Annotated in this window: 27 protein-coding genes and 8 tRNA genes; 32 read left to right on the forward strand and 3 right to left on the reverse strand. The window is 39.8% G+C overall.

Annotated features, from left to right (window positions below):
* Positions 1-135: 135 nt before the first annotated feature.
* Together JI666_RS02435 and JI666_RS02440 are read left to right on the forward strand one after the other, a co-directional pair.
* Positions 136-1824: a formate--tetrahydrofolate ligase gene (locus JI666_RS02435; protein ID WP_206888593.1), complete on the forward strand. Its 1689-nt coding sequence runs from the start codon at positions 136-138 to the stop codon at positions 1822-1824.
* A 15-nt stretch (positions 1825-1839) separates the two neighbouring features.
* Positions 1840-2358, forward strand: a complete 519-nt coding sequence (locus JI666_RS02440; protein WP_206888595.1) for an acyl-CoA thioesterase — start codon at positions 1840-1842, stop codon at positions 2356-2358.
* 177 nt (positions 2359-2535) lie between these two features.
* Here JI666_RS02440 and JI666_RS02445 read toward each other — a convergent pair whose 3' ends face one another.
* Positions 2536-2805 carry a DUF2524 family protein gene (locus JI666_RS02445; RefSeq protein WP_206888596.1) on the reverse strand — a complete coding sequence of 90 codons (270 nt, stop codon included), beginning with the start codon at positions 2803-2805 and terminating at the stop codon, positions 2536-2538.
* Positions 2806-2934: 129 nt separating this feature from the next.
* Here JI666_RS02445 and JI666_RS02450 point away from each other — a divergent pair, with 129 nt between their 5' ends.
* The 14 genes from JI666_RS02450 (at position 2935) to trhO (JI666_RS02515) (ending at position 17278) form a co-directional block, all read left to right on the forward strand.
* The gene (locus tag JI666_RS02450) at positions 2935-3795 is read left to right on the forward strand and encodes a CvfB family protein (protein WP_206888598.1); all 861 of its coding nucleotides are present in this window, start codon (positions 2935-2937) and stop codon (positions 3793-3795) included.
* Positions 3796-3876: 81 nt separating this feature from the next.
* Positions 3877-4134: a YhdB family protein gene (locus tag JI666_RS02455; protein WP_048309652.1), complete on the forward strand. Its 258-nt coding sequence runs from the start codon at positions 3877-3879 to the stop codon at positions 4132-4134.
* A gap of 97 nt (positions 4135-4231) precedes the next feature.
* A complete protein-coding gene (locus JI666_RS02460) occupies positions 4232-5242 on the forward strand; it encodes a glycoside hydrolase family 15 protein (RefSeq protein ID WP_206888600.1) in 1011 nt (336 codons plus the stop codon).
* A 195-nt stretch (positions 5243-5437) separates the two neighbouring features.
* Positions 5438-7345: a 1,4-alpha-glucan branching protein GlgB gene (gene glgB, locus JI666_RS02465; RefSeq protein WP_206888602.1), complete on the forward strand. Its 1908-nt coding sequence runs from the start codon at positions 5438-5440 to the stop codon at positions 7343-7345.
* Complete coding sequence (locus JI666_RS02470) at positions 7338-8477, forward strand: glucose-1-phosphate adenylyltransferase (RefSeq protein ID WP_206888605.1); 1140 nt, start codon at positions 7338-7340, stop codon at positions 8475-8477. Before glgB ends, JI666_RS02470 begins: the two co-directional genes overlap by 8 nt.
* Positions 8478-8494: 17 nt before the next feature.
* Positions 8495-9601, forward strand: a complete 1107-nt coding sequence (gene glgD, locus JI666_RS02475) for a glucose-1-phosphate adenylyltransferase subunit GlgD (RefSeq protein ID WP_206888607.1) — start codon at positions 8495-8497, stop codon at positions 9599-9601.
* Between the two features lie 14 nt (positions 9602-9615).
* On the forward strand, positions 9616-11049 hold the full coding sequence (glgA, locus tag JI666_RS02480) for a glycogen synthase GlgA (protein WP_206888610.1): 1434 nt from the start codon (positions 9616-9618) through the stop codon (positions 11047-11049).
* Positions 11050-11150: 101 nt separating this feature from the next.
* Entirely contained in the window at positions 11151-12182 is a 1032-nt protein-coding gene (locus JI666_RS02485) for an EAL domain-containing protein (protein WP_206888613.1), read from the forward strand.
* A gap of 93 nt (positions 12183-12275) precedes the next feature.
* Complete coding sequence (gene ytvI, locus JI666_RS02490; protein ID WP_206888616.1) at positions 12276-13379, forward strand: sporulation integral membrane protein YtvI; 1104 nt, start codon at positions 12276-12278, stop codon at positions 13377-13379.
* A gap of 15 nt (positions 13380-13394) precedes the next feature.
* Positions 13395-13988 carry a lytic transglycosylase domain-containing protein gene (locus tag JI666_RS02495; RefSeq protein WP_211201402.1) on the forward strand — a complete coding sequence of 198 codons (594 nt, stop codon included), beginning with the start codon at positions 13395-13397 and terminating at the stop codon, positions 13986-13988.
* Positions 13989-14050: 62 nt separating this feature from the next.
* Positions 14051-15181: a conserved virulence factor C family protein gene (locus JI666_RS02500; protein ID WP_206888617.1), complete on the forward strand. Its 1131-nt coding sequence runs from the start codon at positions 14051-14053 to the stop codon at positions 15179-15181.
* Positions 15182-15199: 18 nt separating this feature from the next.
* Positions 15200-15628 carry a BrxA/BrxB family bacilliredoxin gene (locus JI666_RS02505; protein ID WP_206888619.1) on the forward strand — a complete coding sequence of 143 codons (429 nt, stop codon included), beginning with the start codon at positions 15200-15202 and terminating at the stop codon, positions 15626-15628.
* A 56-nt stretch (positions 15629-15684) separates the two neighbouring features.
* A complete protein-coding gene (locus JI666_RS02510) occupies positions 15685-16125 on the forward strand; it encodes an OsmC family protein (RefSeq protein ID WP_206888621.1) in 441 nt (146 codons plus the stop codon).
* Between the two features lie 184 nt (positions 16126-16309).
* A complete protein-coding gene (gene trhO, locus JI666_RS02515) occupies positions 16310-17278 on the forward strand; it encodes an oxygen-dependent tRNA uridine(34) hydroxylase TrhO (RefSeq protein ID WP_206888624.1) in 969 nt (322 codons plus the stop codon).
* A 34-nt stretch (positions 17279-17312) separates the two neighbouring features.
* Here the strand turns inward: trhO (JI666_RS02515) and JI666_RS02520 are convergent, their stop codons facing one another.
* Both JI666_RS02520 and JI666_RS02525 read right to left on the reverse strand, forming a co-directional pair.
* Complete coding sequence (locus tag JI666_RS02520; RefSeq protein WP_206888625.1) at positions 17313-18179, reverse strand: hypothetical protein; 867 nt, start codon at positions 18177-18179, stop codon at positions 17313-17315.
* Between the two features lie 17 nt (positions 18180-18196).
* Positions 18197-19261, reverse strand: coding sequence for a toxic anion resistance protein (locus JI666_RS02525; RefSeq protein ID WP_206888627.1), 1065 nt, complete (start codon positions 19259-19261; stop codon positions 18197-18199).
* A gap of 218 nt (positions 19262-19479) precedes the next feature.
* On the opposite strand from JI666_RS02525, the gene JI666_RS02530 reads away from it, so the two are divergent.
* From JI666_RS02530 to JI666_RS21585, 16 genes are all read left to right on the forward strand, one after another.
* A complete protein-coding gene (locus JI666_RS02530) occupies positions 19480-19719 on the forward strand; it encodes a glutaredoxin domain-containing protein (protein WP_206888629.1) in 240 nt (79 codons plus the stop codon).
* A 38-nt stretch (positions 19720-19757) separates the two neighbouring features.
* Positions 19758-20909 (forward strand): acyl-CoA dehydrogenase family protein, encoded by a 1152-nt coding sequence (locus JI666_RS02535; RefSeq protein ID WP_206888631.1) that lies wholly within the window; start codon positions 19758-19760, stop codon positions 20907-20909.
* Between the two features lie 142 nt (positions 20910-21051).
* The gene (locus JI666_RS02540) at positions 21052-21660 is read left to right on the forward strand and encodes a cell wall hydrolase (RefSeq protein ID WP_286170538.1); all 609 of its coding nucleotides are present in this window, start codon (positions 21052-21054) and stop codon (positions 21658-21660) included.
* 75 nt (positions 21661-21735) lie between these two features.
* Positions 21736-22131 carry a kinase-associated lipoprotein KapB gene (gene kapB, locus JI666_RS02545; RefSeq protein ID WP_206888636.1) on the forward strand — a complete coding sequence of 132 codons (396 nt, stop codon included), beginning with the start codon at positions 21736-21738 and terminating at the stop codon, positions 22129-22131.
* A gap of 74 nt (positions 22132-22205) precedes the next feature.
* A complete protein-coding gene (gene trhO, locus JI666_RS02550; RefSeq protein ID WP_206888638.1) occupies positions 22206-23105 on the forward strand; it encodes an oxygen-dependent tRNA uridine(34) hydroxylase TrhO in 900 nt (299 codons plus the stop codon).
* Between the two features lie 60 nt (positions 23106-23165).
* On the forward strand, positions 23166-23927 hold the full coding sequence (locus JI666_RS02555; RefSeq protein ID WP_206888641.1) for an NRDE family protein: 762 nt from the start codon (positions 23166-23168) through the stop codon (positions 23925-23927).
* Positions 23928-24055: 128 nt separating this feature from the next.
* On the forward strand, positions 24056-24211 hold the full coding sequence (locus tag JI666_RS02560; RefSeq protein WP_169525140.1) for a hypothetical protein: 156 nt from the start codon (positions 24056-24058) through the stop codon (positions 24209-24211).
* Positions 24212-24364: 153 nt separating this feature from the next.
* Positions 24365-24440: transfer RNA gene (locus JI666_RS02565), tRNA-Val, on the forward strand.
* 131 nt (positions 24441-24571) lie between these two features.
* A tRNA-Thr gene (locus JI666_RS02570) sits at positions 24572-24647 on the forward strand.
* A 5-nt stretch (positions 24648-24652) separates the two neighbouring features.
* Positions 24653-24737, forward strand: a tRNA-Leu gene (locus JI666_RS02575).
* Positions 24738-24751: 14 nt separating this feature from the next.
* Positions 24752-24828 (forward strand) — tRNA-Arg (locus JI666_RS02580).
* 10 nt (positions 24829-24838) lie between these two features.
* Positions 24839-24914, forward strand: a tRNA-Ala gene (locus JI666_RS02585).
* A gap of 8 nt (positions 24915-24922) precedes the next feature.
* Positions 24923-25015 (forward strand) — tRNA-Ser (locus tag JI666_RS02590).
* 4 nt (positions 25016-25019) lie between these two features.
* A tRNA-Gly gene (locus JI666_RS02595) sits at positions 25020-25093 on the forward strand.
* A 10-nt stretch (positions 25094-25103) separates the two neighbouring features.
* Positions 25104-25178 (forward strand) — tRNA-Glu (locus JI666_RS02600).
* A gap of 131 nt (positions 25179-25309) precedes the next feature.
* Entirely contained in the window at positions 25310-25639 is a 330-nt protein-coding gene (locus tag JI666_RS21585) for a transporter (RefSeq protein WP_286170539.1), read from the forward strand.
* Positions 25640-25730: the final 91 nt, after the last annotated feature.

Consider the following 25730-nt stretch of genomic DNA (forward strand, 5'->3'; position numbering starts at 1 on the left):
TGGTTAATTTAACTATACCGAATAATAACAGTATTGTCAAGGATGTGCTCAATTTTGTAGATAATCCTTAACGTACGGAATAAACTTGGGTAAGATGGAAAATGGAATACATATCTCATCGGATGGAGGAGTTTGATGAAATCAGAATTAAAGATAAAAAGTGATATTGAAATTGCTCAATCAACAGAGATGAAACGAATTAAAGATATTGCTCAAAATCTAGGTCTACAAGAGGATGAGTGGGAACCATACGGTCACTATAAAGCAAAAATTTCTTTAAATACGATGAAGCGTTTAAACGAACATTCTTCCGGTAAAGTCATCCTCGTAACTGCGATTAACCCAACCCCTGCAGGTGAAGGGAAAAGTACTGTAACTGTAGGGCTAGCTCAAGCGCTAAATCGAATCGGTGAAAAAGCGATCGTGGCAATGCGAGAACCTTCTCTTGGCCCCAGCATGGGTATAAAGGGTGGCGCTGCAGGTGGTGGATACTCACAAGTAATGCCGATGGAAGATATTAACCTTCATTTTACTGGTGATCTTCATGCGATTACCTGTGCGCATAATGCTCTATCTGCATTAATCGATAATCATATCCATCAAGGAAACGAAATTGGGTTTGATACAAGAAGAATAACTTGGAAACGCGTAGTGGACTTAAATGATAGAGCTTTGCGTCAAGTGATAGTAGGACTAGGGGGACCGACTCAAGGTGTTCCTCGCGAAGATGGATTTGATATTACGGTAGCTTCAGAAATTATGGCAATTCTTTGTCTTGCTTCTGATTTAACTGATTTAAAGAGAAGAATTTCGTCAATTGTTATTGGTTATAATTCAATGAAAGAACCGATTACGGTATCTGATCTTGGCGTCCAGGGTGCAATTACGTTACTTCTTAAAGATGCATTGAACCCTAACCTTGTCCAGACACTTGAAAATACCCCTGCGCTTATCCATGGTGGACCATTCGCTAACATTGCTCATGGATGTAACAGCGTTGCTGCAACAAAAATGGCTCAGAAACTTTCTGATTATGTTGTGACAGAAGCAGGGTTTGGCGCAGATCTTGGAGCAGAGAAATTTTTCGATATCAAAACGAGAGCTGGAGATATTGATCCTGCAGCGACTGTTATTGTGGCAACGATCCGGGCGCTCAAGATGCACGGTGGTGTACCGAAAGACCAGTTGAAAGAAGAGAATGTTTCTGCACTTGAGAAAGGACTCTCAAATCTCGAACATCACGTCGCATCAATCCAAAAGTACGGAGTCCCATTCGTTGTTGCCATTAATCGCTTCGTAACTGATTCTGAGCTTGAAGTTAATACGCTTCTTAATTGGTGTGAAGAGAATAGTATTCCTGTTGCATTAACAGACGTTTGGGCAAGAGGAGGGGAAGGTGGAGTTGAACTTGCACACCTCCTTCTTAATGAAATTGAGAATAAAGAAAATACATTTAAGCCTCTCTATGATTTGAATATGCCAATTGAGGACAAAATTAAGACCATCGCAACAGAGGTCTATGGTGCAGATGGGGTAGAGTTCTCTTCAAAAGCACAAAAGCAATTAAAGGAATTTGATCTGAACGGTTGGAGTCATCTTCCAGTATGTATGGCAAAAACGCAGTATTCTTTATCCGATGATCCTGCTTTACTTGGAAGACCATTAGGATTTACGATTACAATTAGAGAGTTCCGACCTTCAATTGGAGCAGGATTTATTGTGGCTCTTACAGGTAATGTGATGACAATGCCTGGACTACCAAAAAAACCAGCAGCCCTTAATATGGATGTTTCAGAAGACGGAACAGCAATTGGGCTTTTCTAGAAAGAGTGAAGAAATATGTCTGACAACGATTTACCAAAAAAACTAATCCGGGCTTCTAGAACAACAAAATCAAGCTTTGTCTTACCATCTGATACGAACACTCATGGCACATTGTTCGGAGGTAAGCTTATGGCTTATATCGACGACATCGCTGCTATAACAGCGTCAAAACACGCGCGATCAGCAGTTGTCACTGCTTCCGCTGATTCGATTGATTTCCTTAGTCCGATTAGGGAAGGGGAAGTAGTGAGTCTTGAATCTTATGTAAGCTGGACACACAATACGTCAATGGAAGTTTTTGTGAAAATCTTTGCAGAAAATGTGTTAACAGGAAAAAAGAAAGTATGCGCCACTTCATTTTTAACTTTCGTTGCATTGGATGGACACAGTAAGCCATCCAAAGTGCCTGAAGCGATTCCAGAAACAAAAGAAGAAAAATATGTTCATGACGGTGGGTTTGATCGAATGAAGGCAAGAAAAGCGAGAAGAAAGAACTCCGAGAAGATGGCAAGCGAGTTCGGGTCATTTTCTTAGGGTCTTTTCAAGAGATAGTTGCTGTTAATACGGTTTTATAAAACTTACTTAGCAAATTGGAGGTAAGGTGTATGACTTCCGCGGAAAGCGAACACCTGGAGCGGACTATCCTTTTAGTAACAATGTCTGCGAAAACAGCCTTTAAATAAGAAAAAAAAGATCTGCTGACAGCAGATCTCATGTATCGAATCCTAATATAAAGTCATTTTGGCAATCCTGAACTTGCTGTTGTGCTCGTGATAACGCATCACGCTGTTCAGGATTAGCACTATGAATCATTTTATCAAGCTCAACAGACATGCGTTCAAGAAGCTGTTGAGTTTCAGTGTAGCCTTTATCTGACACTGCTGGTTGCTGCTTTGTTGCAAGTTGTAGCTGTTCATCAGCATATTCAACAAGTTCATGTGCGTTTTTTAACATTTCTTCGACTTTACGGTAAGTAGACATCGTTCACGACTCCTTTTCGATTTGTGTCGCTGTTAGTATTTACAGGATAAAAACTTTTATGATAAATGATTAAATACGAGCGTATGAAGTGATATACTAAGACGAGAAAAAAGAAAGGCGTGAATCAAGTTGGCAAGTGAATTACTAGCAGGAGAAATTACACAACTACGTGTTGCGCGTATGCAGGAATATGGCTACTTCTTAACGAATGGTTATGAGGATGTAATGCTTCACAAACGAGAAGCTATAAATAAATATGAAGAAAATGATGAAGTGGAAGTATTTTTGTATCATGATCATCAAGGCAGACTTTCTGCAACAGAAACGATGCCAACTGTAACACTGGATTCTTTCTCCATTCTTAAAGTGGTAGAAGTAAAGCACAGTCTTGGTGTATTCGTAGACATTGGTATCCAAAAGGACATGCTCCTCTCTAAAGACGATCTTCCTTACGACTGGGCAACATGGCCTGCGATTGGTGATGAGTTGTATTGTGGATTAAAGCTTGATAAAAAGCAGCGTCTTTTTGCCGATTTAAGTAAATTCGAAGAAATCCAAGAGCTTTCAATCGTTGCTCCAGCTGAATCCAAAAATACAGAAGTAGAAGGACTTGTCTTCAGATTTTTAGATGACGGTGTTTCAATTTTAACGAGTGAAGGTTACCTTGCCTATCTTCATAAAGACGAGATGAAAGAGCAGGTAAGACTTGGACAGCGACTGACGATGAGAATAACCTTTGTTAGAGAAGATGGTCGAGTGAATGTATCGACACGACCTCTTGTTAAGGAAGCAAGAGTAGAGGACTCTGATCGCCTTCTTACGTATATGAAGGAACGTGATAATCAAATGCCATTTACAGATAAGAGTGATCCTGAAGCAATTAAAAAAGAATTTAACATTAGTAAAGCAGCATTCAAGCGTGCAATGGGAAAGTTGTTAAAGGAAAAGAAAGTGGAACAGAAAGACGGCTTTACCATCCTTAAATCATAATATGACTGTTATCTTTTTCTTTGTGTAAGCGGAGCTGCCATGTAGATACTATAGGTAAGCTCCTAGAAAGGGGGCAAGTCATTGGATATTACCGACTATGACAAAGCTCTTTATTACACTCACCACTGCGCATGTATCGATTTAAGCGTATTGATGATGAAAACCCAAGATGACATTCTTTCAAAGCGAATTGAAACCTTCGTATACGCGTTTATACGCGAAACCGAGTTCCTTAAAGTGAAAGAAGCCAGAGATCAGCTTCTTTCGTATATTGATTACGTGTACCGAATGGAGCCAGAAACTGGTGAAGTTGCTGCGATTAATCAGACTTTAGACTGACCTTTTTTCCCGGGTTAGTCTTTTTCGTACAATAAAAAGGTTTAAAATTGTCGAAAAGGGTATAATTGTAGTAAAAAATAAGGAGCAGGTGAGGAATATGAATCAACATAAGCTGCACAGTGTACTTGAAAGCATGCGACTACCTAATGGCGCATATGTTGCAAGTACTTCAGATGACTACGACTATGTATGGATCAGAGATGTATGCTATGCAGTGATGCCATATTTAAATTCAAAATGTACAAGGTACGAAAAAGCGTATCATGCGTTGCTCTCATTGCTTAGAAAATATGAATGGAAGTTAGATATTCATACAGAACAAAAGCCACAATACCTTCACGAATATATTCACGCAAGATATACGAAGAACCTTGAAGAAATACCGGTAGAGTGGGGTCATGCTCAAAATGATGCGATAGGGATTATGCTCTACGGCATAGGACAAGGAATTCTAAACGGTAAACCAGTATTAAGAGACAAAATCGACCTTAGAATTGTTCAAAAGCTTGTTGATTACTTAGAGTGTCTTCAATACTGGGAAAGTCCTGATAACGGTATGTGGGAAGAAAATGTTGAAGTTCATGCTTCAAGCGTCGGGGCGTGTGTAGCTGGACTAAAGGCAGTTAAAACACTTGTTAATGTTCCTGCTTATATGATTCAAAAAGGCGAAGACTCATTAAATAAACTTCTTCCATGTGAAAGTGAGACGAAAGAAACCGATCTAGCGCTATTATCCTTAATTTATCCTTTAAATGTTGTAACAAGACAACAAGCAATCCAAATTCTTGACCGTGTAACAGGGCGACTTGAACGTAAACGAGGCATTATCAGATATGAGAACGATCAGTATTATAATGAAGGTAGCGAAGCGGAATGGTGCTTTGGATTCCCATGGTTAGGATTGTGTTACGAACAAATTGGTGAACTTGATAAAATGAATGAATATTGGTCCAAAACAATGAGTATAACGCCTGAAAGTGGGAAAATTCCTGAATTGTATATCGGCGGAACAAATATTCCGAATAAAAACACTCCACTTGCATGGTCAATCTCAATGGCTTACCAACTTCAGGTAAGAATGAATGAAATGCAAGAAAATGTATCATAATTGGACATAAGGTCTGCGCTAAATAGCGCAGACTCTTTTTTTTATGAAAATAATTTCGAAATTTGACGAAAAATAATTATTCTTTCGACAAATTATTTTTTAAAAGGAAACACTGCATCGTTTGTCGAATCTGTAAGATGTAAAGGATTTCTAAGGGTTAATCCCTATATTTTATCTTGAAAGCGAGGTGTCGCAATGACTGTAATGATGCCGACAGATTACGATCGGTATTTATTTCATCAGGGAAATTTATTTCAGGCGTATCGTTCGATGGGCGCGCATTTAAGGGCTGAGAATGGACGATATGGAGTACGCTTTACAGTCTGGGCTCCTCACGCAGTAGCCGTATCCGTAACAGGAAATTTTAATCACTGGGATCCCACTTCTCATCCGATGGCGAAAATTGAAGAATCAGGTCTCTGGTCCTTATTTATTGATGAACTTTCAGAGAACGAGCTTTATAAGTACGCAGTAGAAACAAGTAGTGGAGAGGTTTTAATGAAATCTGACCCCTACGCGTTCTACTCTGAATTAAAGCCGAAAACCGCGTCTATTGTTAAAAAAGTGGACGAATATGATTGGCAAGATTCAAAATGGATGAACAAACGACAGAAAACGGAACCGTATCAAGGTCCGCTTTCCATTTATGAGGTTCATCCAGGTTCTTGGAAAAGGAAAGAGGATGGATCGTATTATTCATACAGTGATCTAACAAATGAATTAATCCCATATGTAAAAGAACACGGGTATACGCATATTGAACTTATGCCTATTATGGAGCATCCGTTTGATAGATCGTGGGGATACCAACTTACCGGATATTTTTCGGTGACAAGTCGATTTGGTGAACCACAAGATTTGAAGGAATTCATTGATCGGTGCCACCAAGAAGATATTGGCGTTATTCTAGACTGGGTTCCAGCTCACTTCTGTAAAGACGCACATGGTCTAGGGCAGTTTGATGGCGGTCCCGTTTTTGAGCCTTCAGATCCTGCAAGGGCTGAACGCCTTAATTGGGGGACTTATAATTTCGATTATAACAAGCCGGAAGTTGTGAGTTTCCTGATATCAAATGCTGTCTTCTGGTTTGATTATTATCATATTGATGGACTAAGAATTGATGCGGTATCTCAAATGTTACTCTATCATCACGATGATGGTAGTGGCGTTGATGTAGGAGAAAATTTAGCTGCTAAGGAATTTTTACAAAAGCTGAACCGAACGATTTTCGAGAAATTTCCTAATGTGTTAATGATGGCTGAAGAGTCGACAGATTATCCTCTTGTTAGCGCGCCAATTCATGAAGGCGGTCTCGGATTCAATTATAAATGGAATATGGGATGGATGAACGATGTTCTGAAATACATGGAACTTCATATGGACGACCGGAAACATCATCATAATTTGTTGACGTTCTCGTTTTTTTACGCGTTCTCAGAGAATTATCTTCTTCCTTTATCACATGATGAAGTTGTTCACGGGAAGAAGTCCCTTCTTAATAAAATGCCTGGAGATTATTGGCAGAAATTTGCCAATCTTCGAACGTTGTATGGCTACATGATGGCTCATCCAGGCAAGAAGCTACTATTTATGGGTGGGGAATTTGGTCAATTCGATGAATGGAAAGATTTATCTGAACTTGATTGGATGTTATTTGATTATGAAATGCACAAAAAAATGAATGCCTACGTGAAGGATTTAAATCATTTCTACCTAGAGTCAAGAGCCATGTGGCGAATTGATCATGAGCATGAAGGATTTGAATGGATTGATGCGAATGACAATTCTCAATCCGTGCTCACATTTATGAGAAAAGGAAAAGCGAAAGGTGATTGCGATATTGCAGTGATCAATTTTTCTCCTAATGTTTATTACGATTATCGAATTGGTGTCCCTTCAACAGGCACGTATATTGAAATGTTTACTAGCGATCAAGAAAAGTATGGTGGATCAGGCCAGCTGAACGCAGAAACGATGCAGAGCGAGAAGCAACCGTATCATAATCAACCGAATAGTCTGATGTTAAAAGTTCCACCACTTGGTATTGTGATTCTCGGCAAAAAAAATAAAAGCAACCTTGAAAGGAGAAGTCGCTATGTCTAAAAAACGCTGTGTCGCCATGCTACTTGCAGGAGGACAGGGAACACGATTAGGAAAGTTGACCACTCGTCTAGCAAAGCCAGCTGTTCCATTCGGTGGAAAGTACCGAATTATTGACTTCACACTTAGTAATTGTAGTAACTCTGGGATTGACACGGTTGGAGTTCTAACACAATACCAGCCTTACATACTAAATTCTTATATTGGAATTGGAAGTTCGTGGGATCTGGATCGTAAAAATGGTGGCGTATCAGTGCTTCCACCTTATCTGGGTCAAAAGGGTGGAGAATGGTATAGAGGCACAGCAAATGCCATTTATCAGAATATGTATTACATCAAACAATATGATCCAGAATATGTGCTCGTTATTTCGGGAGATCACATTTATAAAATGGATTATTCCGAAATGATTGATTACCATGAAGAACGTGGCGCTGACGCGACAATCGCTGTGTTGGAAGTGCCTTGGCATGAGGCTAGTCGATTTGGAATCATGAATACAGATGATGAAGATCGAATTGTTGAATTCCAAGAGAAGCCAGCTGAACCTAAAACAAACCTTGCTTCAATGGGTATTTATATCTTCAACTGGAAAGCTCTTGAGAAATATTTAACGGAAGATGAACAAAATCCAGAATCATCAAATGACTTTGGAAAAGACATCATCCCAGCGATGATTGAGGACGAAAAAAATGTGTTTGCTTACTCATTCAATGGTTACTGGAAAGATGTTGGTACATTACAAAGCTTGTGGGAAGCCAATATGGATTTATTAGATGACGATCCATCTTTAATTCTAAATGATCCTGCATGGAAGATTTATTCTGTTAACCCAAACCAGCCACCACAATATATTGCACCACAGGCGAAAGTATCACGTTCACTTGTGAATGAGGGGTGTGTTGTTTATGGAGATGTTTATCGATCTGTCCTATTTTACGGTGTTCATGTTGGACTCGGAAGTACAATTAAAAACTCCATTATTATGCCAAATGTAAAAATTGGTGCTAATGTAACGATTGAAAATGCAATTGTTGAAAGTGGTACAGTTGTGGAAGATGGTATGACACTTGGATCGAATGATGGTTCTATATCATTGATTGCTGATGGCGAAATTGTTTCGGTACCAAAATAGGATAGGAGGATGAATCGATGAAAAAAGTAGTAGGAGTAATTAATCTTGTCGACGAAAAAAACAACTTGAGTGAGTTAACAAATCATCGGAGCTTTGCCTCTGTTCCTTTTGCAGGTCGGTATCGTTTAATTGATTTTTCGTTATCGAATATGACCAACGCAGGTATTAATACTGTAGCCGTGTTTACCCGTGAAAAATATCGTTCCCTTTTTGATCACCTTGGTTCTGGTAGAGAGTGGGATCTAGATCGTCACAGAGGTGGTTTGTTCTTTCAACCACCTGCTGACGATGAACGAAAGACTAACGGAGATATTTATTCTTTCTTTGAAAATCTTTCTTACTTTAAAAGAAGCCTTTCTGATTATGTACTTGTTACGAATGGCCAACTTGTTTGGAATGTAGACTTTGACCAAGTTATTCAAGAACATGAAGCACAAAATGCTGATATTACAGTAGTGTATAAGCCATGTGATGACCCTTATACAAGCGGTAGAAATTATAACGTACTTTACACGAATGATGATGAGCGTGTTGATCGTCTTAACCTTAATGTTGAGGCATTGCCAGGAGATAATGTGTATTTGAACACATTCCTTATGAAATCATCCCTGCTTATCTCACTTGTTGAAGATAGTGTGGCTTCGGGTAAATATGATTCAATTAATGAAGCCATTGCAGGTAGCCTAGATCGTTACCATGTTCATGCATGTCATTTTGGCGGCTATGTCACTTTTATTGATAGCATTGAAAGTTATTACCGCTACAGCATGGAGATGCTAGATCCAAATGTTACACAGGAGCTATTCTACAATAAGGGACCGATCTATACGAAGGTTAAACATGAGTCGCCTGCAAAGTATCTTGAAAGCTCAAATGTTTCAAATTCCCTTGTCGCAAATGGGTGTACAATTTCAGGAACTGTAGAAAACAGCATTTTATTTAGAGGTATTAGAGTTGGTAAAGGGGCAGTTATTCGGAATAGTATTATTATGCAAAAATGTGAAATTGGTGAAGATGCGATCATTGAAAACGTTATTTTAGATAAAGACGTTTCCGTTTCACCTGGTGAGACAGTCAGGTCAGAAGATGAGCCCCGTGTCATTGCCAAAGCCACGGTTATCTAGTAGGAGGACTTGAAATGAATGTGTTATTTGCAGCGTCTGAAGGCCACCCATTTATTAAAACTGGGGGCCTAGGTGATGTGATCGGAGCACTACCAAAAGCTCTTAAGAACCAGGGAGTAAACGTATCCGTTATCTTACCTAAATATCAAGATATGAACGAATCCTTTAAAAGCAAACTTGAGCTCAAGGATACGATTACAGTATCTGTAGGATGGCGTCATAAATATTGTGGAATTGAAATGCTTAAGTATGACGGGATTACGTATTACTTTATTGATAATGAGTATTACTTTAAACGGAGTGGAAGCTATGGGTATTACGATGATGGTGAACGATTCTCATTCTTCTGTAAAGCCGTGTTAGAGGCAATTCCTTATCTTGAGGAGCAACCTGATATCCTTCATTGTCACGATTGGCAAACCGGTATGATTCCGGTGTTAAAGAAAGCACATTACCGTAACCATCCAACATACGAGTCCATGAAGGTTGTCTATACCATTCACAACCTGCGTTATCAGGGCGTTTTTCCGAAATCAATTTTACATGACCTTCTCGATTTAAGTGAGCTTCATTTTACTAATGAAGGCGTTGAGTTTCATGGTAATGTTAGCTTCATGAAGGGGGGCCTCGTGTATTCAGATTACATTTCAACGGTAAGTCCTTCTTATGCTGATGAAATTAAGTTACCTTTTTTCGGAGAGTACTTGGATGGAATAATGCGCAAAAGGGAACAAGATTTTGTTGGAATCATTAATGGAATTGATACAGAACTTTATGATCCTGCAACTGATGCTGCGCTTCCTTTTAAATACCAGGCCACACAGCAACTGTTGAAAGAGAAAAACAAAACAGACTTGCAAAAGAAGATCGGCTTACAGATTGGGGAAGGTATTCCTGTCTTATCAATGATTACACGGTTAGTGGAACAAAAAGGGATTGATCTATTCTTCCGGGTGCTACCAGAAATCATGGAAGAGAATGTACAAGTTGTTGTACTTGGTACTGGTGATGAACATTACGAACACATGCTTCGTGAAGCAGAGGCTCGTTATCCAGGAAGGTTTTCAGCTAATATTTATTTTGATGATGGCTTTGCCCGTCAACTTTATGCTGCCTCTGATCTTTTTCTAATGCCGTCACAGTTTGAACCATGTGGACTTAGTCAGCTTATTGCACTTCGATACGGAAGTTTACCGATTGTTCGTGAAACCGGAGGATTGAAGGATACCGTTATTCCTTTTAACAAGTACACCGGTGAAGGGCATGGTTTCAGTTTCGCAAACTATAATGCGCATGAGATGTTAGATACGATAAAGCTTGCTCTTAACCTTTATCATCATGATGAGAAAACATGGCATAAGTTAGTTGCAAGAGCAATGCAATTAGACTACTCGTGGGAATCTTCTTCTGAAAAATACCTTAATATGTATGAAAATCTATTAAACTAAATAGGAACTTGTCCGATAAAAAAAGCAGGGGATATAATCTTCTGCTTTTTTTTGAAGACTTTGAGGATTGAACTATAGTAAAGGTAAGGAGAAGATTATGAATGCTTGCTTGTTCAAAATGCAATACAATTCCAGAAATAGTACATAAGGGGTATTTAGAAATTTACACACCAGTCCCTCAATTATTGGAAAGCCTGAGAGAAATTCTTAAATGGGAACCAACAAACCCTATTATCGTTTCTTATGAAAACGAACATGAACTTAAAGACCTTTGTGATACCATTAATAGTGCCTTTAATAAGGCAGCTAAAGAAATGTTTTATTGCTCAACGCTAACTGAGCCTGGAAAAAAGGAAGCCGCAACCATAACTTTCCCTCAATTTTATTCACGGGTGCAGCGACCAGATTACATAGAAATTATGAATAGCTCGTTATTTACTAATCATATGCAGCCTATTATTAAGCTGGAGGATAATGAAATATCTGGTTATGAATTTCTAATGCGTCCAATAAATCAACATTACCCTTTTCAGCCATATGAATTGTTTCAAATGGCAAGAGAGTCTGGTCTCCAGTCATTTCTAGATAGTGCTACTAGAATTTCTTCTATTCGAGTTGGTGCAGAGCACCTTCCTAGAGGAATTAAGCGATTTATTAACTTTCTGCCGTCCTCTATCTACGATCCATCCCATTGTCTCAAGACGACTTTCAAGGCAGTTGAAAAATATGAAGTGGACCCGAATGATTTAGTTTTTGAAGTAGTAGAGACAGAGAAGGTTAATGAAATCGATCATTTGAAAAATATCTTTAACACCTATAAAGCTGAAGGTATGAAAATGGCACTGGATGATGTTGGGACAGGCTTCGCTACTAAGGAAATGCTTCTTGAATTAAAGCCGGATTTCGCGAAAATTGATCGCAGTGTCATTTCTTTTTGTGATCAGGATCTTGATAAGCAGTCGAAACTATCTGAATTGGTTTCAATTGCTGAAGCAGAGGGGATTACACTTCTTGCAGAGGGTATTGAGCGAAGAGAAGAAGCTCAATTCTGTCGCGAAGCTGGTATGACTTTTGGTCAGGGGTATTATTTTGGACGACCATTAGAAAGACCAATTACAAGTATTAAGGTATAATCTGAAAAGAAGGGTGTTCCCTTCTTTTTTGTTATGGAAATTTACTGATAAAACCGATATGCTTACGACAGATGAATTAAGTGAGGTGACAACGTGTTAACTTTTTATAGACGGTATGCGAGAACCGCATTTGATATCGGTCTTATCGTATTAACCGTGTTTCTTATTATGCTCGTATCAAGTTTCTTATTCGATATTGCCGCTCCTATTCTTGTAGGATATGTCATTTTTTTAATTATTGAGCCTTTTGCTCGCTTTCTAAATCGTAGAGGGCTTGGAAAAACGGCAGCTACGACAATATCAACACTACTATTTGTTCTAATTGTGGTTAGTGTTGTTTTTCTTGCTGGAGCGATTTTTGTTCTCCAATTACAAAATCTAATTGCATTAATTCCTGAGTACGTTGCTAAATTTCAGGAACAGGTGATGAGCTACGTTCATTGGGGGCAACTTCAGTTGAATGCACTTCCTCCAGATGTCCTACAAAAAGCACAGGATTTCTCTTTAACTTTAGTAGAAAAGGCATCTTTCATGCTTACATCTTTCTTAAATAGTGTATTTGCTTTTGTTACCTCGATTCCAACCCTTGTGATTAATTTTATCATCGGGATCGTTTTGGCCTATTTCTTAAGTATTGAAATTGATATGTGGAAGCGTATTGCAGAGAAGCGTACGCCTAACACATTTAAGACAGCTTATTATTTTCTGAAAGAGAACGTACTTAGTGGAATTGCCTCCTATTTAAAAGCTCAGCTCAAACTGATTACGATTACCTTCGTACTCGTTCTTTGTGGGTTATGGATTTTACGAGTCGATAATGCATTTACACTTGCGCTTTTATCAGCATTTTTTGATGTTCTACCACTGCTTGGTGTTTCTGCTATCTTCGTACCATGGGCTATTTATTTATTCGCAGTAGGCCAATCATCACTTGCGATATCATTGTTAATTTTACTTGCTGTTGTGATGCTAGTTAGACAAATAATGGAGCCGAAAATCACTGGAGATTCGCTTGGCGTATCAGCATTTACGATTCTATCATTCATGATTATATCGTTATCTCTTTTTGGTATTGCAGGTGTTGTACTATCGCCGATTTTACTCATTTTGATTAAAGCTCTCTATGATCATGGTTATCTAAGTAAATGGATTCATCTTCCGAGTGAAGAATTTCAAGATCCGAATGACCGCAGCTAGGAAGGAAGTATTGATGTGAAACGACCCGGGATAGCAATTCTAATGACAGTCATCATAAGCGTAGTTTGTGGGATTCTTTTACAGAAGAATCCTGCTTCTTTTCCCACTCCATTGAAAAAGTCACATGTTCCTGAAGAGTATATTGATCTTTACAGAGAGGCTGCTGAAGAATATGGGATGCAATGGGAACTACTTGCTGCTGTTCATCGTGTAGAAACAAAGTTTTCAACCATGAACACACTTGAGAGTCCAAAAGGTGCGATTGGACATTATCAATTCATGCCACTCACATGGATAGGGTGGAGCTACGGTGGCAGTAGGCTTGGTGAATTGGATAAAGATGATTTAATTGATATAACGGATCCTAAACTGATCGACAAATACGGGGGTTATGGAAAGGATGGGAATGGTGATGGTAAAGCTGACCCATATAACCTAACAGATGCTGCTTATACTGCTGCAAGCTATCTTTCTGCAAATGGGGCGAGTGAAGGAAGAATTAAGAGTGCATTATTTGCCTACAACCAGAGTGATGAATATGTGGACGAGGTGCTTTCCTTTTATAATGAATACAGGAAAAATGCTACGGTGGTTAAGATTGAACAATGAATCACTGTAATGGTAGAGCTTAGTCACATATGATAAAATCACGAATAGAAGGGGGCGATTGCATGAGAATTGTTTCAATCGAACCGACACCAAGTCCGAATTCGATGAAAATTAACCTAAGTGAAGAATTAGAAGCTGGCGATACCCGCCAGTATAAACAGGATAGTGATCTAACGGATGCGCCAGATTTTATCCAGAAATTGATGGCTGTACCAGGAGTAAAAGGTCTTTATCATGTGATGGATTTTATCGCACTTGAACGAAATGCTAAATATGCTTGGGAAGATATCTTACCAGGTGCTAGGGAAGCGTTTGGACAGGAGAGTGAAGAGTCTCCCGCTTCTGATCAGGCGAAAGTTGAAGACTTTGGAGAAGTGAAGGTGTTTATCCAGATGTTCCGTGATATTCCAATGCAGGTTAAGCTTGAAGAGGGGGATAAGGAACATCGTTTTGGACTCCCAGATCGATTTATGGAGGCGGCTATGAACGCGTCTTCAGCATCTGATAACATGGTAATGGAGCGAGAATGGAAAGAGCAAAGTCCGAGATATGGTGCAGCTGATGACATCGGAACTGAAGTAACGGAAGAAATAGCTGCAACATATAGCAAAGAGCGCCTTGACGATCTTGTAAAGTCCGCGTTTGATCCGAATCGGACAACTCAAACGAGAAAAACAAATAAGAAGAAAGTAACTTTAGAGATGCTGGATGATCCAGATTGGAAATCAAGATATGCTGCTCTAGATCGGATGGATCCGGATCTCTCGGATTTACCTGTTCTTGAGAAAGCTTTGGGCGACGAGAAAGCTTCTGTAAGAAGACTTGCCGCTGTTTATCTTGGAATGATTGAATCAAAAGAAGTTCTTCCACTACTTTATCAAGCTTTACGAGATAAATCGGTTACCGTTAGGCGCACCGCGGGTGACTGTATGTCCGATTTAGGTTATATAGAAGCTATGCCAGAAATGATTGAGTCGTTAAAGGATCCGAACAAGCTTGTCCGCTGGAGAGCAGCGATGTATTTGTATGAATTAGGCGATGATACAGCTATTCCAGCACTAGAAGAAGCGACTCAAGACAATGAGTTTGAAGTGAAAATGCAGGCAGGCATGGCTCTAGAGCGTATTAAAGGCGGAGAAGAAGCAAAAGGATCTGTCTGGCACCAAATGACTCAGGCAAGAAAGTCTAATTAAAATCAGGAGGTATCGGATATGAACCCATACGAAGAATATATGCGCCAAATGGCACAACCAATGCGTGATGAATTGACATCAGCTGGATTTGAAGAACTTACAACACCTGAAGAGGTTGCAAGCTTCATTACTGAAAAAAAAGGAACGTCTCTCGTTTTCATTAATTCTGTTTGTGGCTGTGCAGCAGGACTTGCAAGACCTGCTGCGCGTGAAGCGATTGAGAATGACAAAAAGCCAGAACACTTAGTGACGGTTTTTGCTGGTCAAGATAGAGAAGCGACTGGGAAGATGCGTGAATACCTAGAAGGATATGAACCTTCTTCACCTTCTATTGCATTACTTAAAGATGGTCAGGTCCTTCACTTCATTCCAAGGGAAGAAATTGAAGACCATGAAGTAGAAGAAATCGTTGAGAACTTAACAGGAGCTTTCGAACAATATTGTTAATGACTAACTCCACTCATTCGAGTGGAGTTTTGTCTCTATTTTAAGGAGGTCATCATATGGATCATGTATTTGAACTGAAAGGTAGTTGGAAAGGCGGGCTATCGGGTGAAGGGAAAATTAGTACGGATCATTTAACGACAGAAGTATCAATTCCTGGATCAATGGGGGGGAGTGAGGTTGGTACGAACCCCGATGAGTTGTTGTTAAGTTCATCTGCTGCCTGTTACTTTATGACGATTGGTTTATATTTAGAGCGAAACAAAATTCAGTTTGAAGATATTACAATTTCTTCTAAATTAATCGTGAGTGAAAAAGGAAGACTACATGTAGAGTCAATTACCCATTATCCAGTCATTTATCTTTCAGGAAAGCCAGATGAAGCATTGAGTGAACAAATTCATAAGATTGCTCATCAGGCAGAAGAAGGGTGTATGATTACACGTGCTATTAAGGGGAACGTTGAAGTTATTGTCGAGCCATCTATTAAACAAACGTGATTTTTTCACTGTTTCAACTGCTGTCTGTAGCAATAAAAGCAATGCCGATTGATTTGTTTGAAATCTGCTTAACAAATTAGTTTAAGCGATTCGGTTTGCATTTTGAGTAAATTTTATTATAATTAGTTTTTGGAACGGTTCAAAGACTGGCAAAAGGAAACAGTGAAATAAAGGAGATACTAGTATGGATAAAGACTATCGCGTTTTATTGTTTTATAAATATGTTCAAATTGATCAAGCTGAAGAATATGTAGAAGAACATCTTGCATTTTGTAAGGAAAACAATCTAAAAGGCAGAATCCTTATTTCGGAAGAAGGCATTAACGGAACACTTTCTGGAACAATTGAGGATACTCAAAAATATATGGATATGATGCATGCTGATGAGCGTTTTGCTGATTTGTTCTTCAAAATTGATGAAGCAACAGAACATCCTTTCAAGAAAATGCATGTCCGCTATCGAGATGAACTTGTAACGCTTCGTCTTGAAGATAATCACAATCCTAATGAAGTGGGTGGCAAGCATCTTAAACCAGCAGAATGGCGTGAAGCGATGCAACAGGAGGACGTTATCATCTTAGATACTCGTAACGACTATGAGTATGATCTAGGTCACTTCCGCGGAGCGATTCGCCCTGATATTCAGAATTTCCGTGACCTACCTGAATGGGTTCAAGAGAACCTTGCTGATCAGAAGGAGAAGAAAATTCTCACTTACTGCACTGGAGGCATTCGCTGTGAAAAATTCACAGGATGGATGATGAATCAAGGATTTCAGGATGTTAATCAGCTCGATGGTGGTATCGTGTCGTATGGTAAAGATGAAGAGACGCAGGGCGAACTTTGGGATGGGCAGTGTTATGTATTCGATGGTAGAATTTCCGTCCCAATTAATCAAAAAGACCATGTAGTAGTTGGAAAAGACTATTTTACTGGTGAGCCGTGTGAACGCTATGTTAATTGTGGTAACCCTGAATGTAATAAGCAAATTATTACGTCAGAGGAGAACGAGCATAAATATTTGCGTGGATGTACGCATGAATGTAGAACATCCCCACGAAATCGCTATGTTGCAGAGCATGGTTTAACTAAAGAAGAAGTTGACGAACGTATTCGAAATCTCATGCAAGAACATATTGAACAAGAAGTATAGAAAAGCTAGCTGTCGTCTCATCGACAGCTAGCTTTTATTTATCGTATCTTAATTTGCTTACTTTCAGAAGGCGATCCACACGTGATAGACGATCTCCTTCGATTTTCTCAAGAAATTCGTGAAGGGTAAGTTCCATCTGACAAAGCGCTTGAAACAAATTCTGGTGGCGAAGTTCTTTATTTTCAGGAGAAAGTGAGATATATCCTGTTAACAAGTCTGGCAATTCAGTAGAAAGCATTCGTTTCACAATATGCCGTTCTTCAAGATCCAAAGGCTCAAGCTCAGGCAGAATCTTTCGAAATAAATTAATCAGCCTTGTACATCTAGAATGAATGACCCCTTGAATGAATGAATGTCCAGTTATTCGTTGTAATCTGTCAAGGTGATCAAGGAGAAGAGGATCAATTGTAGGTGAGTGACTCGTACCAGTTGGTGATGTACCGAGTAGCGAATGGTCCAACAATCTTATCCGTTGAAAAATTCCAGAGAAGAAGGGCGATCGTTTAATGTTTCTCTTAATAATACGACCTCTGTCATTTATTAATATCGTCCCTTGCTTACAGCGTCCATGGTCTTTCTTAGCTACCATTTGCCTTTCCCACTGAATGAAAAACTTTTTGGGCGTTGATGTTCTGTTTTTTTGACTGTCATAGCCGGACAATAGAATTAGGTTTCTTCTTATTTTCAAATATATCGTATAGCCATGTTCAGATCGCTTCCATTTCTGTGGTTTGTCTGAACCTTGGTCGAGTTTATCAATGAACTCATCCAACAACTTTTCTGCGTATGTGAGGAAGCTAGTTGAACTGGCGTCCTGTAAAAGCGATGGTTCCACCGTTTTATACTGTGGTGGTAAAAGCTTTTCAAGCCACTGTGATTCTAGAGAATCGAAAAGCCCCATACTATTCCCTCCTGTCATTAAAATCGATCTGCAGCATCAGAAAGCTGTTTCTGCCTCTGAGTCGAACTGTCTAATTTAGCTTTCATCTCTTTATTTAAATCATTCATTTCAGTAATAAACTTCTTACCACTGTCGATTATCCGGACGTTTGATTTCTCTGTAATATTAATTGCTTCAAACACATCGTTATAGGCTTTACGAAAAGATTCAATCGCAATAGCTGGTTTTTCGAGCGTTTTGACTGTACCTTCTGTATTTTGCTTCAACATCTCCGCGTTCCTTAGCAACATGGATTCTGTCGCTTCGTTTACATTCTGTACAGCGGAAATGACCTTTTGTTGGTTACCTAGTGCAAGTTGTATGGATGCTGTAACGGTAATGATGTTTTTGGTCATCGTTACGGCATTAAAAATCGCTTCTTCAAGCTTTTCGTTGTTTTCAATAATAAGGTCTACTGATGCCATGGATTGACGAAGGACCATAACAGCCTGTGACATGTTTTTCACTCTGCTAACAACCTTCTGCTGTGCTTTCTGAATTGGAAGAGGATTTTCTTTCCACTGCTCTTTAGAAGCTTCGTCATCAAGCATTTTCATGAGCGTTTGTCCAAGCTCCATTTGGTCTTCAAGTCCGCCAATTCTATCTCTTGCAACGTCTTTTAATTCCTTCAGCATCACATTGTCTTCCTGGAGCTTATCCTTACCTGTTAGAAGTGATTCAACAATCACCTCAACCTGGGATTCTACTGTTTTGTACTTTTTGGCATATTGTTCAACTTCATTTCGACCCATAACTCGGTTCACTAACTTATTGAATTTACTTTTCTTAAGATAGGAAGGTTCAAGTTCTGATACATGTTCTCTTAATTTATGAAGATGATCGGGTAAATCATTGTTAGGCTGGTCAATCATTCCCTTAACTGGTCGTTTCAGTGCTTCAAGTGATTCACCCGCATTTCTTTGTGCATCTTCTCCTAGTCCTGAAAGAGACTGAAGTAGCTTATCTGTATCATCTTCATGATAAAAGCTTTGTATAATTTCTGCCGCACGCTGGTCGTTTGTTTGTTCAGGTTGAAGACTCATATATGTCACTCCTTCAATAGAATGAAATCGTTAGGATGTAAACCTCTATTATTGTATACGATTAGATTTCGAGAAAAGTTTCAAAACACCTTCAGCAACCCATTTCCCCTTGGTATCGATTGACAAACTTTCTAAAACGAAAGAGTTGAAAGATAAGCAACGTGGTGGTATGTTTTAGACGGATTTATTTGTATATGAACGATAGGATGTGATAATAAATGAAAAACGTGAAGCTTTATACCCAACCAGCTTGCCCACCTTGTGAATTTGTAAAAAACTACTTCCAAATGCATGAAATTGCCTACGAACTACTAAATATCAAGGAGAATACTGCTGCTCGGAATGAGCTCATTAACGAACATCAATCGATGTCTACACCAACAATTGTTATCGATGGAGAAGTGATTATTGGTTTTGAAAAAGAACGGATCGATGAACTACTAGAAATCACCTCTTAATTAGACGTTAAATCGGTAACAAAAGGAGAGTGCTTAAGATGATTGGGCAATTTATAAGAAATGAACGAGATCTTGAATTGATCAAGATAGCAGAGAAGCATCGGCTTGAACTTAGGGAACATGCAGAATTGATAGATCAAGAAGCTAGTATTCCTTCACATATCATTGACAACATGAGGTTGTCAGGTTTAACAGCGCTTCCTATTCCTGAACAAGCTGGGGGTAGGAGCATGTCGCTTTATGAACTCGTTTTAATTCAGGAAGAGCTTGGGAAGGGTGAATCTTCTGCAGCATTATCAATTGGTTGGCATCTTGGGGTATTAAAAGATTTAAACGACCGCAGACCATGGGCAGATGAAACCTACACGAAACTATGTAACGACGTTTTAAATGGGTCGATCATTAATCGAGCTCAAACGGAGGAAGAAACTGGCGATCCTACACGTGGAGGATTGCCTGCTACAATAGCTACTCCTGTTGAAGGAGGATATACTATTACCGGAAGAAAAACATTTACAACCTTGAGTCCACATCTTGACCAAGTCATTGTAAAAGCAACATGTGAAGGCGTTCCTGCCGATTTCCTCGTTGCTATGAATTTAGAAGGCGTAGAGCTTGAAAAAACGTGGGATACCCTCGGCATGAGGGGAACGAGAAGTGATGATTTAATCCTTAATAAAGTATTTGTTCCTAAAAGTGCACTCCTGGAAACTTTTGATAAAGAACGGAAAACAAAATCTCTACCACCTGCTTGGCTGCTTCATATTCCAGCTGTTTATCTCGGGATTGCTGAAGCTGCAAGAGTAGAGGCGCTAAACTTTGTTTCGAATTACCAACCCAATAGTATAGATATACCATTAAAAGATGTTCCGCATATTCAAGATAAATTCGGTCAAATAGCACTCTCACTAGTGGCTGCACGTCATTTCCTATATTCTGTTGCAGATCAATGGGATCGGTATCCTGACGAACGAATGATGATGCAAGCTCAACTGTTTGCTGCTAAACAACAAGCAGTTAGTAGCGCCATGGAAGCTGTAGACTTATCGATGAGAATTGTTGGTGGTCGTAGCCTGATGAAAAAGAATAAATTAGAACGACTTTATCGTGATGTTCGTGCTGGGCTTCATAACCCCCCTAGTGATGAATTAACATTACAACTTCTTGGCATGAGTCAGTTCAAAGAGTAAGAAAGAAACTCCTTCTCGCTGGAAGGAGTTTCTTTCTGTTCTGATATGTGGAAGTATGTCCTTCGTTTCCCTATTGAATCCTGTCTCGACTTCCTCTAACCTTAATTGCGTGTTTGAGAACGTTATAGAAAGGATGGGGTTTATGATCAAATCGCTATCTATTCTACTTACGATGAGCTTGGTCCTTACTTTATTTTCTGCCGAAACTCATCATGTTGAAGCGAAGACGATGATTAAAGCTGGACCTTCCCTATTTAATGAGGAAATGACAGACTCCAAGTTCGTTATACCTGAACCTGAAACGAAACAGGACGTTGCGTTACTTTTGAACCTTCCTGTTAAACATATGAACGATGTGAAGCAAGTAACGAAAGATCAACTGTCAGTAACGAAGTACTCGGTAGAAGAGATTGAAATGCTAGCTAAATTAATTAGTGGTGAAGCAAGAGGGGAGTCCTTTGAGGGGAAAGTAGCGGTTGCTGCTGTAACAGTCAATCGAGTTCTCTCTTCTGAATTTCCTAATTCCATTAAAGAAGTAATATTTCAGAGCGGTGCCTATACCGCTGTGTCAGATGGCCAGTATGATCGAAAGCCAGGGAAAGATGCGTACAGAGCTGTCTATTCTGCGCTTATCGGAGAGGATCCAAGTTCTGGTGCCCTTTTCTATTACAATCCTGAAACGGCTACAGATAATTGGATTCGAAGCAGGCATATTATTAAAGAGATTGGAAAGCATGTATTCACAAGATAAAATCCTCCTGACACAGGAGGATTTTATGATATCATCGACGTGTAGAATCATAGATGATGAAGGAGTGAAGTTCCCATGTCAGAGCAAAAATCATTTCAACCAGGAGAAATCGTTACAGCAGGTTACAAAACAGGAAGATATATAGGTGAAATTGTAGATCTGAAATCCCCTAAGGCTGTCGTGAAGGTTCTCGCAGTTATGAAGCACCCTACACAGGGAGATCTTCATAATCCTAAACAATTGGATGTACCACTTTTTCATCAGCGGAAAGCACTCGCTGAATTTGAAAAAGCGCTCGTTCCAATGTCTGCGATTAATCATTATGATGGAAATGTTCCTGATTATACAGCGTCATTACAAGAAGCGCTTGATACCCAATCGGCAGAATTAAAACACGAAGGCGGCCGATGGGCAGAAGCCTCATTAACAGAAATTGAAAAGCTTAAAGATGATTATTTCTCGAAAAGATAGACTTCTTTACATCAATTAAGAGATAAGGTAAGATTTATTATTGGTTTAAGAAGACGTAAAAGGTGGTTTTTGATTTGCAATCAGAAGCTTCAGCATATCAAGTGCTGTTATATTATCAGTATGTCGAAATAGAAGATCCTGCCTATTTTGCTAAAAAGCATCTTAAGTTCTGCCAATCTCTTGATTTAAGAGGAAGGGTGCTTGTAGGCGTTGAAGGGATCAATGGAACTGTTTCGGGCACAATTGAAGACACAGAACGCTATATGGAAGAACTAAAGGCAGACCCGCGTTTTGAAGATATGGTCTTTAAAATTGATAAAGTAGAAGGTCACACATTTAAAAAAATGCACGTTCGTGCACGCGATGAGATTGTTTCACTTCGTCTCGAAGAAGATATTAATCCGAAAGAAATAACCGGTAACTATCTAGAACCCAAGGAATTTATGGAAGCTTTAGAAGATGATGATGTTATAGTTATTGATGCAAGAAATGATTATGAATATGACATTGGTCACTTCCGGAATGCAATTCGTCCAGATATTAAGGCGTTTCGAGATTTACCTGAATGGATTGAAAAGAACTTATCTGACCAAAAGGATAAGAAGGTTCTCACGTATTGTACAGGTGGGATTCGCTGTGAGAAATTCTCTGGCTATCTTATGAAAAAAGGATTCTCTGATGTTTCTCAGCTTCACGGTGGCATTGTCACATACGGCAAAGACCCTGAGGTTCAGGGCAAGTATTTCGATGGCAAATGTTTTGTATTTGATGATCGACTTGCTGTAAGTGTCAACAGAACCGATGAAGACAAAGTAGTTGGGGAATGCTATCACTGTGAGACGCCAGCAGATACGTATATTAATTGCGCGAATGTTGAGTGCGACAAGCTTCACATCGTTTGTGATTCTTGTAAAGAAACGCATAACCATTTCTGCTCATCTTCATGTGAACAGCACGCAGTTAGTACTCTCTAAGTTTCAGCGCAGCGTTTATCGCTGCGCTTTCTTTTTGAATTTGAAGGGAGAAAAGTGGCCATGTGTTTAATTGGAATCGCCTTAAATGCACACGAGAAATACCCATTTATTCTCGTTGCGAATCGAGATGAGTTCTATGAGCGTCCAACAGAGCGAGCTCACTTCTGGGAAGATGAGCCTGAAATTCTCGCAGGTCGAGATCTTAAAGCGATGGGGACGTGGCTTGGTGTAACAACCACAGGGAAAATTGCTGCCCTAACCAATTACCGAGAACCTGGAGAGAAGCCTCAAGAAAAATCCAGAGGAGATCTGCCGTTAGATTATTTAAGAACAGATCTCGAAATAAATACATATTTGGAAGATGTGAAAGCAAAAAGGACAGAATACAATGGCTTTAATCTTATTGCAGGGCATTTTAACGAATTGTACTACTATTCGAACCGTCAAGACGAAATTAAACAGTTGCAAGATGGGGTCCATGGTCTTAGCAATCATTTATTGAATACTAGCTGGCCAAAGGTTGATCGCTTGAAGGACGATGTAACAAGCTATCTATCGCAAAATGCTGAAATAGACATCAGTCACTTGTTTGAGATGCTTAATCAAGCAGATCACGCTCCAGATGATGATCTTCCAGAAACCGGCGTTCCAATCGAATGGGAGAGGATGCTTTCTCCGATTTTTATAGCTTCTGACTCATATGGAACAAGAGCACAAACGGTCATTACAGTAACGAATCAGGGCCAAGTAACATTTACAGAATGGTCAAAAGGACAGAAAAATGATGAAAGATCCTTTGAATTTTCGATTAATCCTTCATAAACCGGGGATAAAGGAATACAATAGATTTTACCTGTAACTTTTACTACTAAATAAATGATAAAAAGAAGTGGTTTAAACATCGTCTTGCAGGGGTAATGATGAACTATTACTCATGAGGAGGGGTTTTTTTGAAACGAAAGCGTCACTATGTAGAAGATCAGCTTTTGAGGGAATCGTCTGAAATGAAAGAATACCGCAAATATGATTCTAATATGGTGACCAGGAAAAGACCAGAACTCAGTGCAACGAATAAGAAAAAACCACTTGTAAAATCGCCGGTATAAGCAGGGAAGATCCCTGCTTTTTTTATTTGGAAAAAGGGTTGCAATTGCATCGGAAGGATGGTAAGATTATTTTTGTCCTCGAAAAACGCTTTTAAAAAAAGGTGTTGACGGGTTCAGGTTATACATTATATAATACAGAAGTCGCTGTTTAATGGAGGATTAGCTCAGCTGGGAGAGCATCTGCCTTACAAGCAGAGGGTCGGCGGTTCGAGCCCGTCATCCTCCACCATTTTATCTTAGCGATTCGCTGGTCTAGATCAATTGGTAGAGCAAGACATCATTGAATAATCAACGACCTGTCTCGACGCAGCTTACTTTAGAGCAAAGCTTGTAGAGGAAGAGACAACAGTTTTTCACTTCGCCGGTCTAGCTCAATTGGTAGAGCAACTGACTTGTAATCAGTAGGTTGGGGGTTCAAGTCCTCTGGCCGGCACCACACATGCGGGTGTGGCGGAATTGGCAGACGCGCTAGACTTAGGATCTAGTGTCTTACGACGTGGGGGTTCAAGTCCCTTCACCCGCACCATATATTATATTTTTGCGCCCGTAGCTCAATTGGATAGAGCGTCTGACTACGGATCAGAAGGTTAGGGATTCGACTTCTCTCGGGCGCACCATTACATATTTGGGGCCTTAGCTCAGCTGGGAGAGCGCCTGCCTTGCACGCAGGAGGTCAGCGGTTCGATCCCGCTAGGCTCCACCATATATAACGGAGGAATACCCAAGTCTGGCTGAAGGGATCGGTCTTGAAAACCGACAGGGGCTTAATCGCCCGCGGGGGTTCGAATCCCTCTTCCTCCTCCATTTTGCGGGTGTAGTTTAGTGGTAAAACCTCAGCCTTCCAAGCTGATGTCGTGGGTTCGATCCCCATCACCCGCTCCATTTTTAAATTGGCCCGTTGGTCAAGCGGTTAAGACACCGCCCTTTCACGGCGGTAACACGGGTTCGAATCCCGTACGGGTCACCAGCGTAATTTAAATCAAATGATTGTACTTTCCAAGCATACTCGTTGAGATGCTTTTTTTGTTTGTTTCAATCGGTACACCTCACTTTAATACAGCATACATTGGCTGTAACAAGAGAGAGGGGATGGACCGTATGTATTATGAAGAACATGAACATATTGAGTATCATTATGACGTTGGAGACCAAAGTAGACAGCAGCCGGTAACAGCTCCAACATCTAGCCCGCCTGCTTCAGCACCTCCAAAACCTCAGACTGCACAAAGTGGATTGCAGGCTGTCGATCCTGGTGCAATAAGAGGGTGTATGTATCGATTCACTTATATCTGGATGAGAGGTGGAAACTCATTTTGGTTTTGGCCGGTATATGTCGGTCGCACGTCTGTATCCGGATTTCGTTGGACAGGGAGAAGATGGGTTTACACAGGTATCGGTCTAAATCGAATTGATATGTTTACGTGTTAATGAATGTGGAGCGCTTTCAAAGAGCGCTCCTATGATACATAATATTTTGAAAAATGTAGTAAACATCTGGCTTTTTTTATTGGTTCGTGCG

The sequence above is a fragment of the Bacillus sp. NTK071 genome (assembly GCF_017303315.1).
In the GTDB taxonomy this organism is placed as follows: Bacteria; Bacillota; Bacilli; order Bacillales; family Guptibacillaceae; genus Guptibacillus.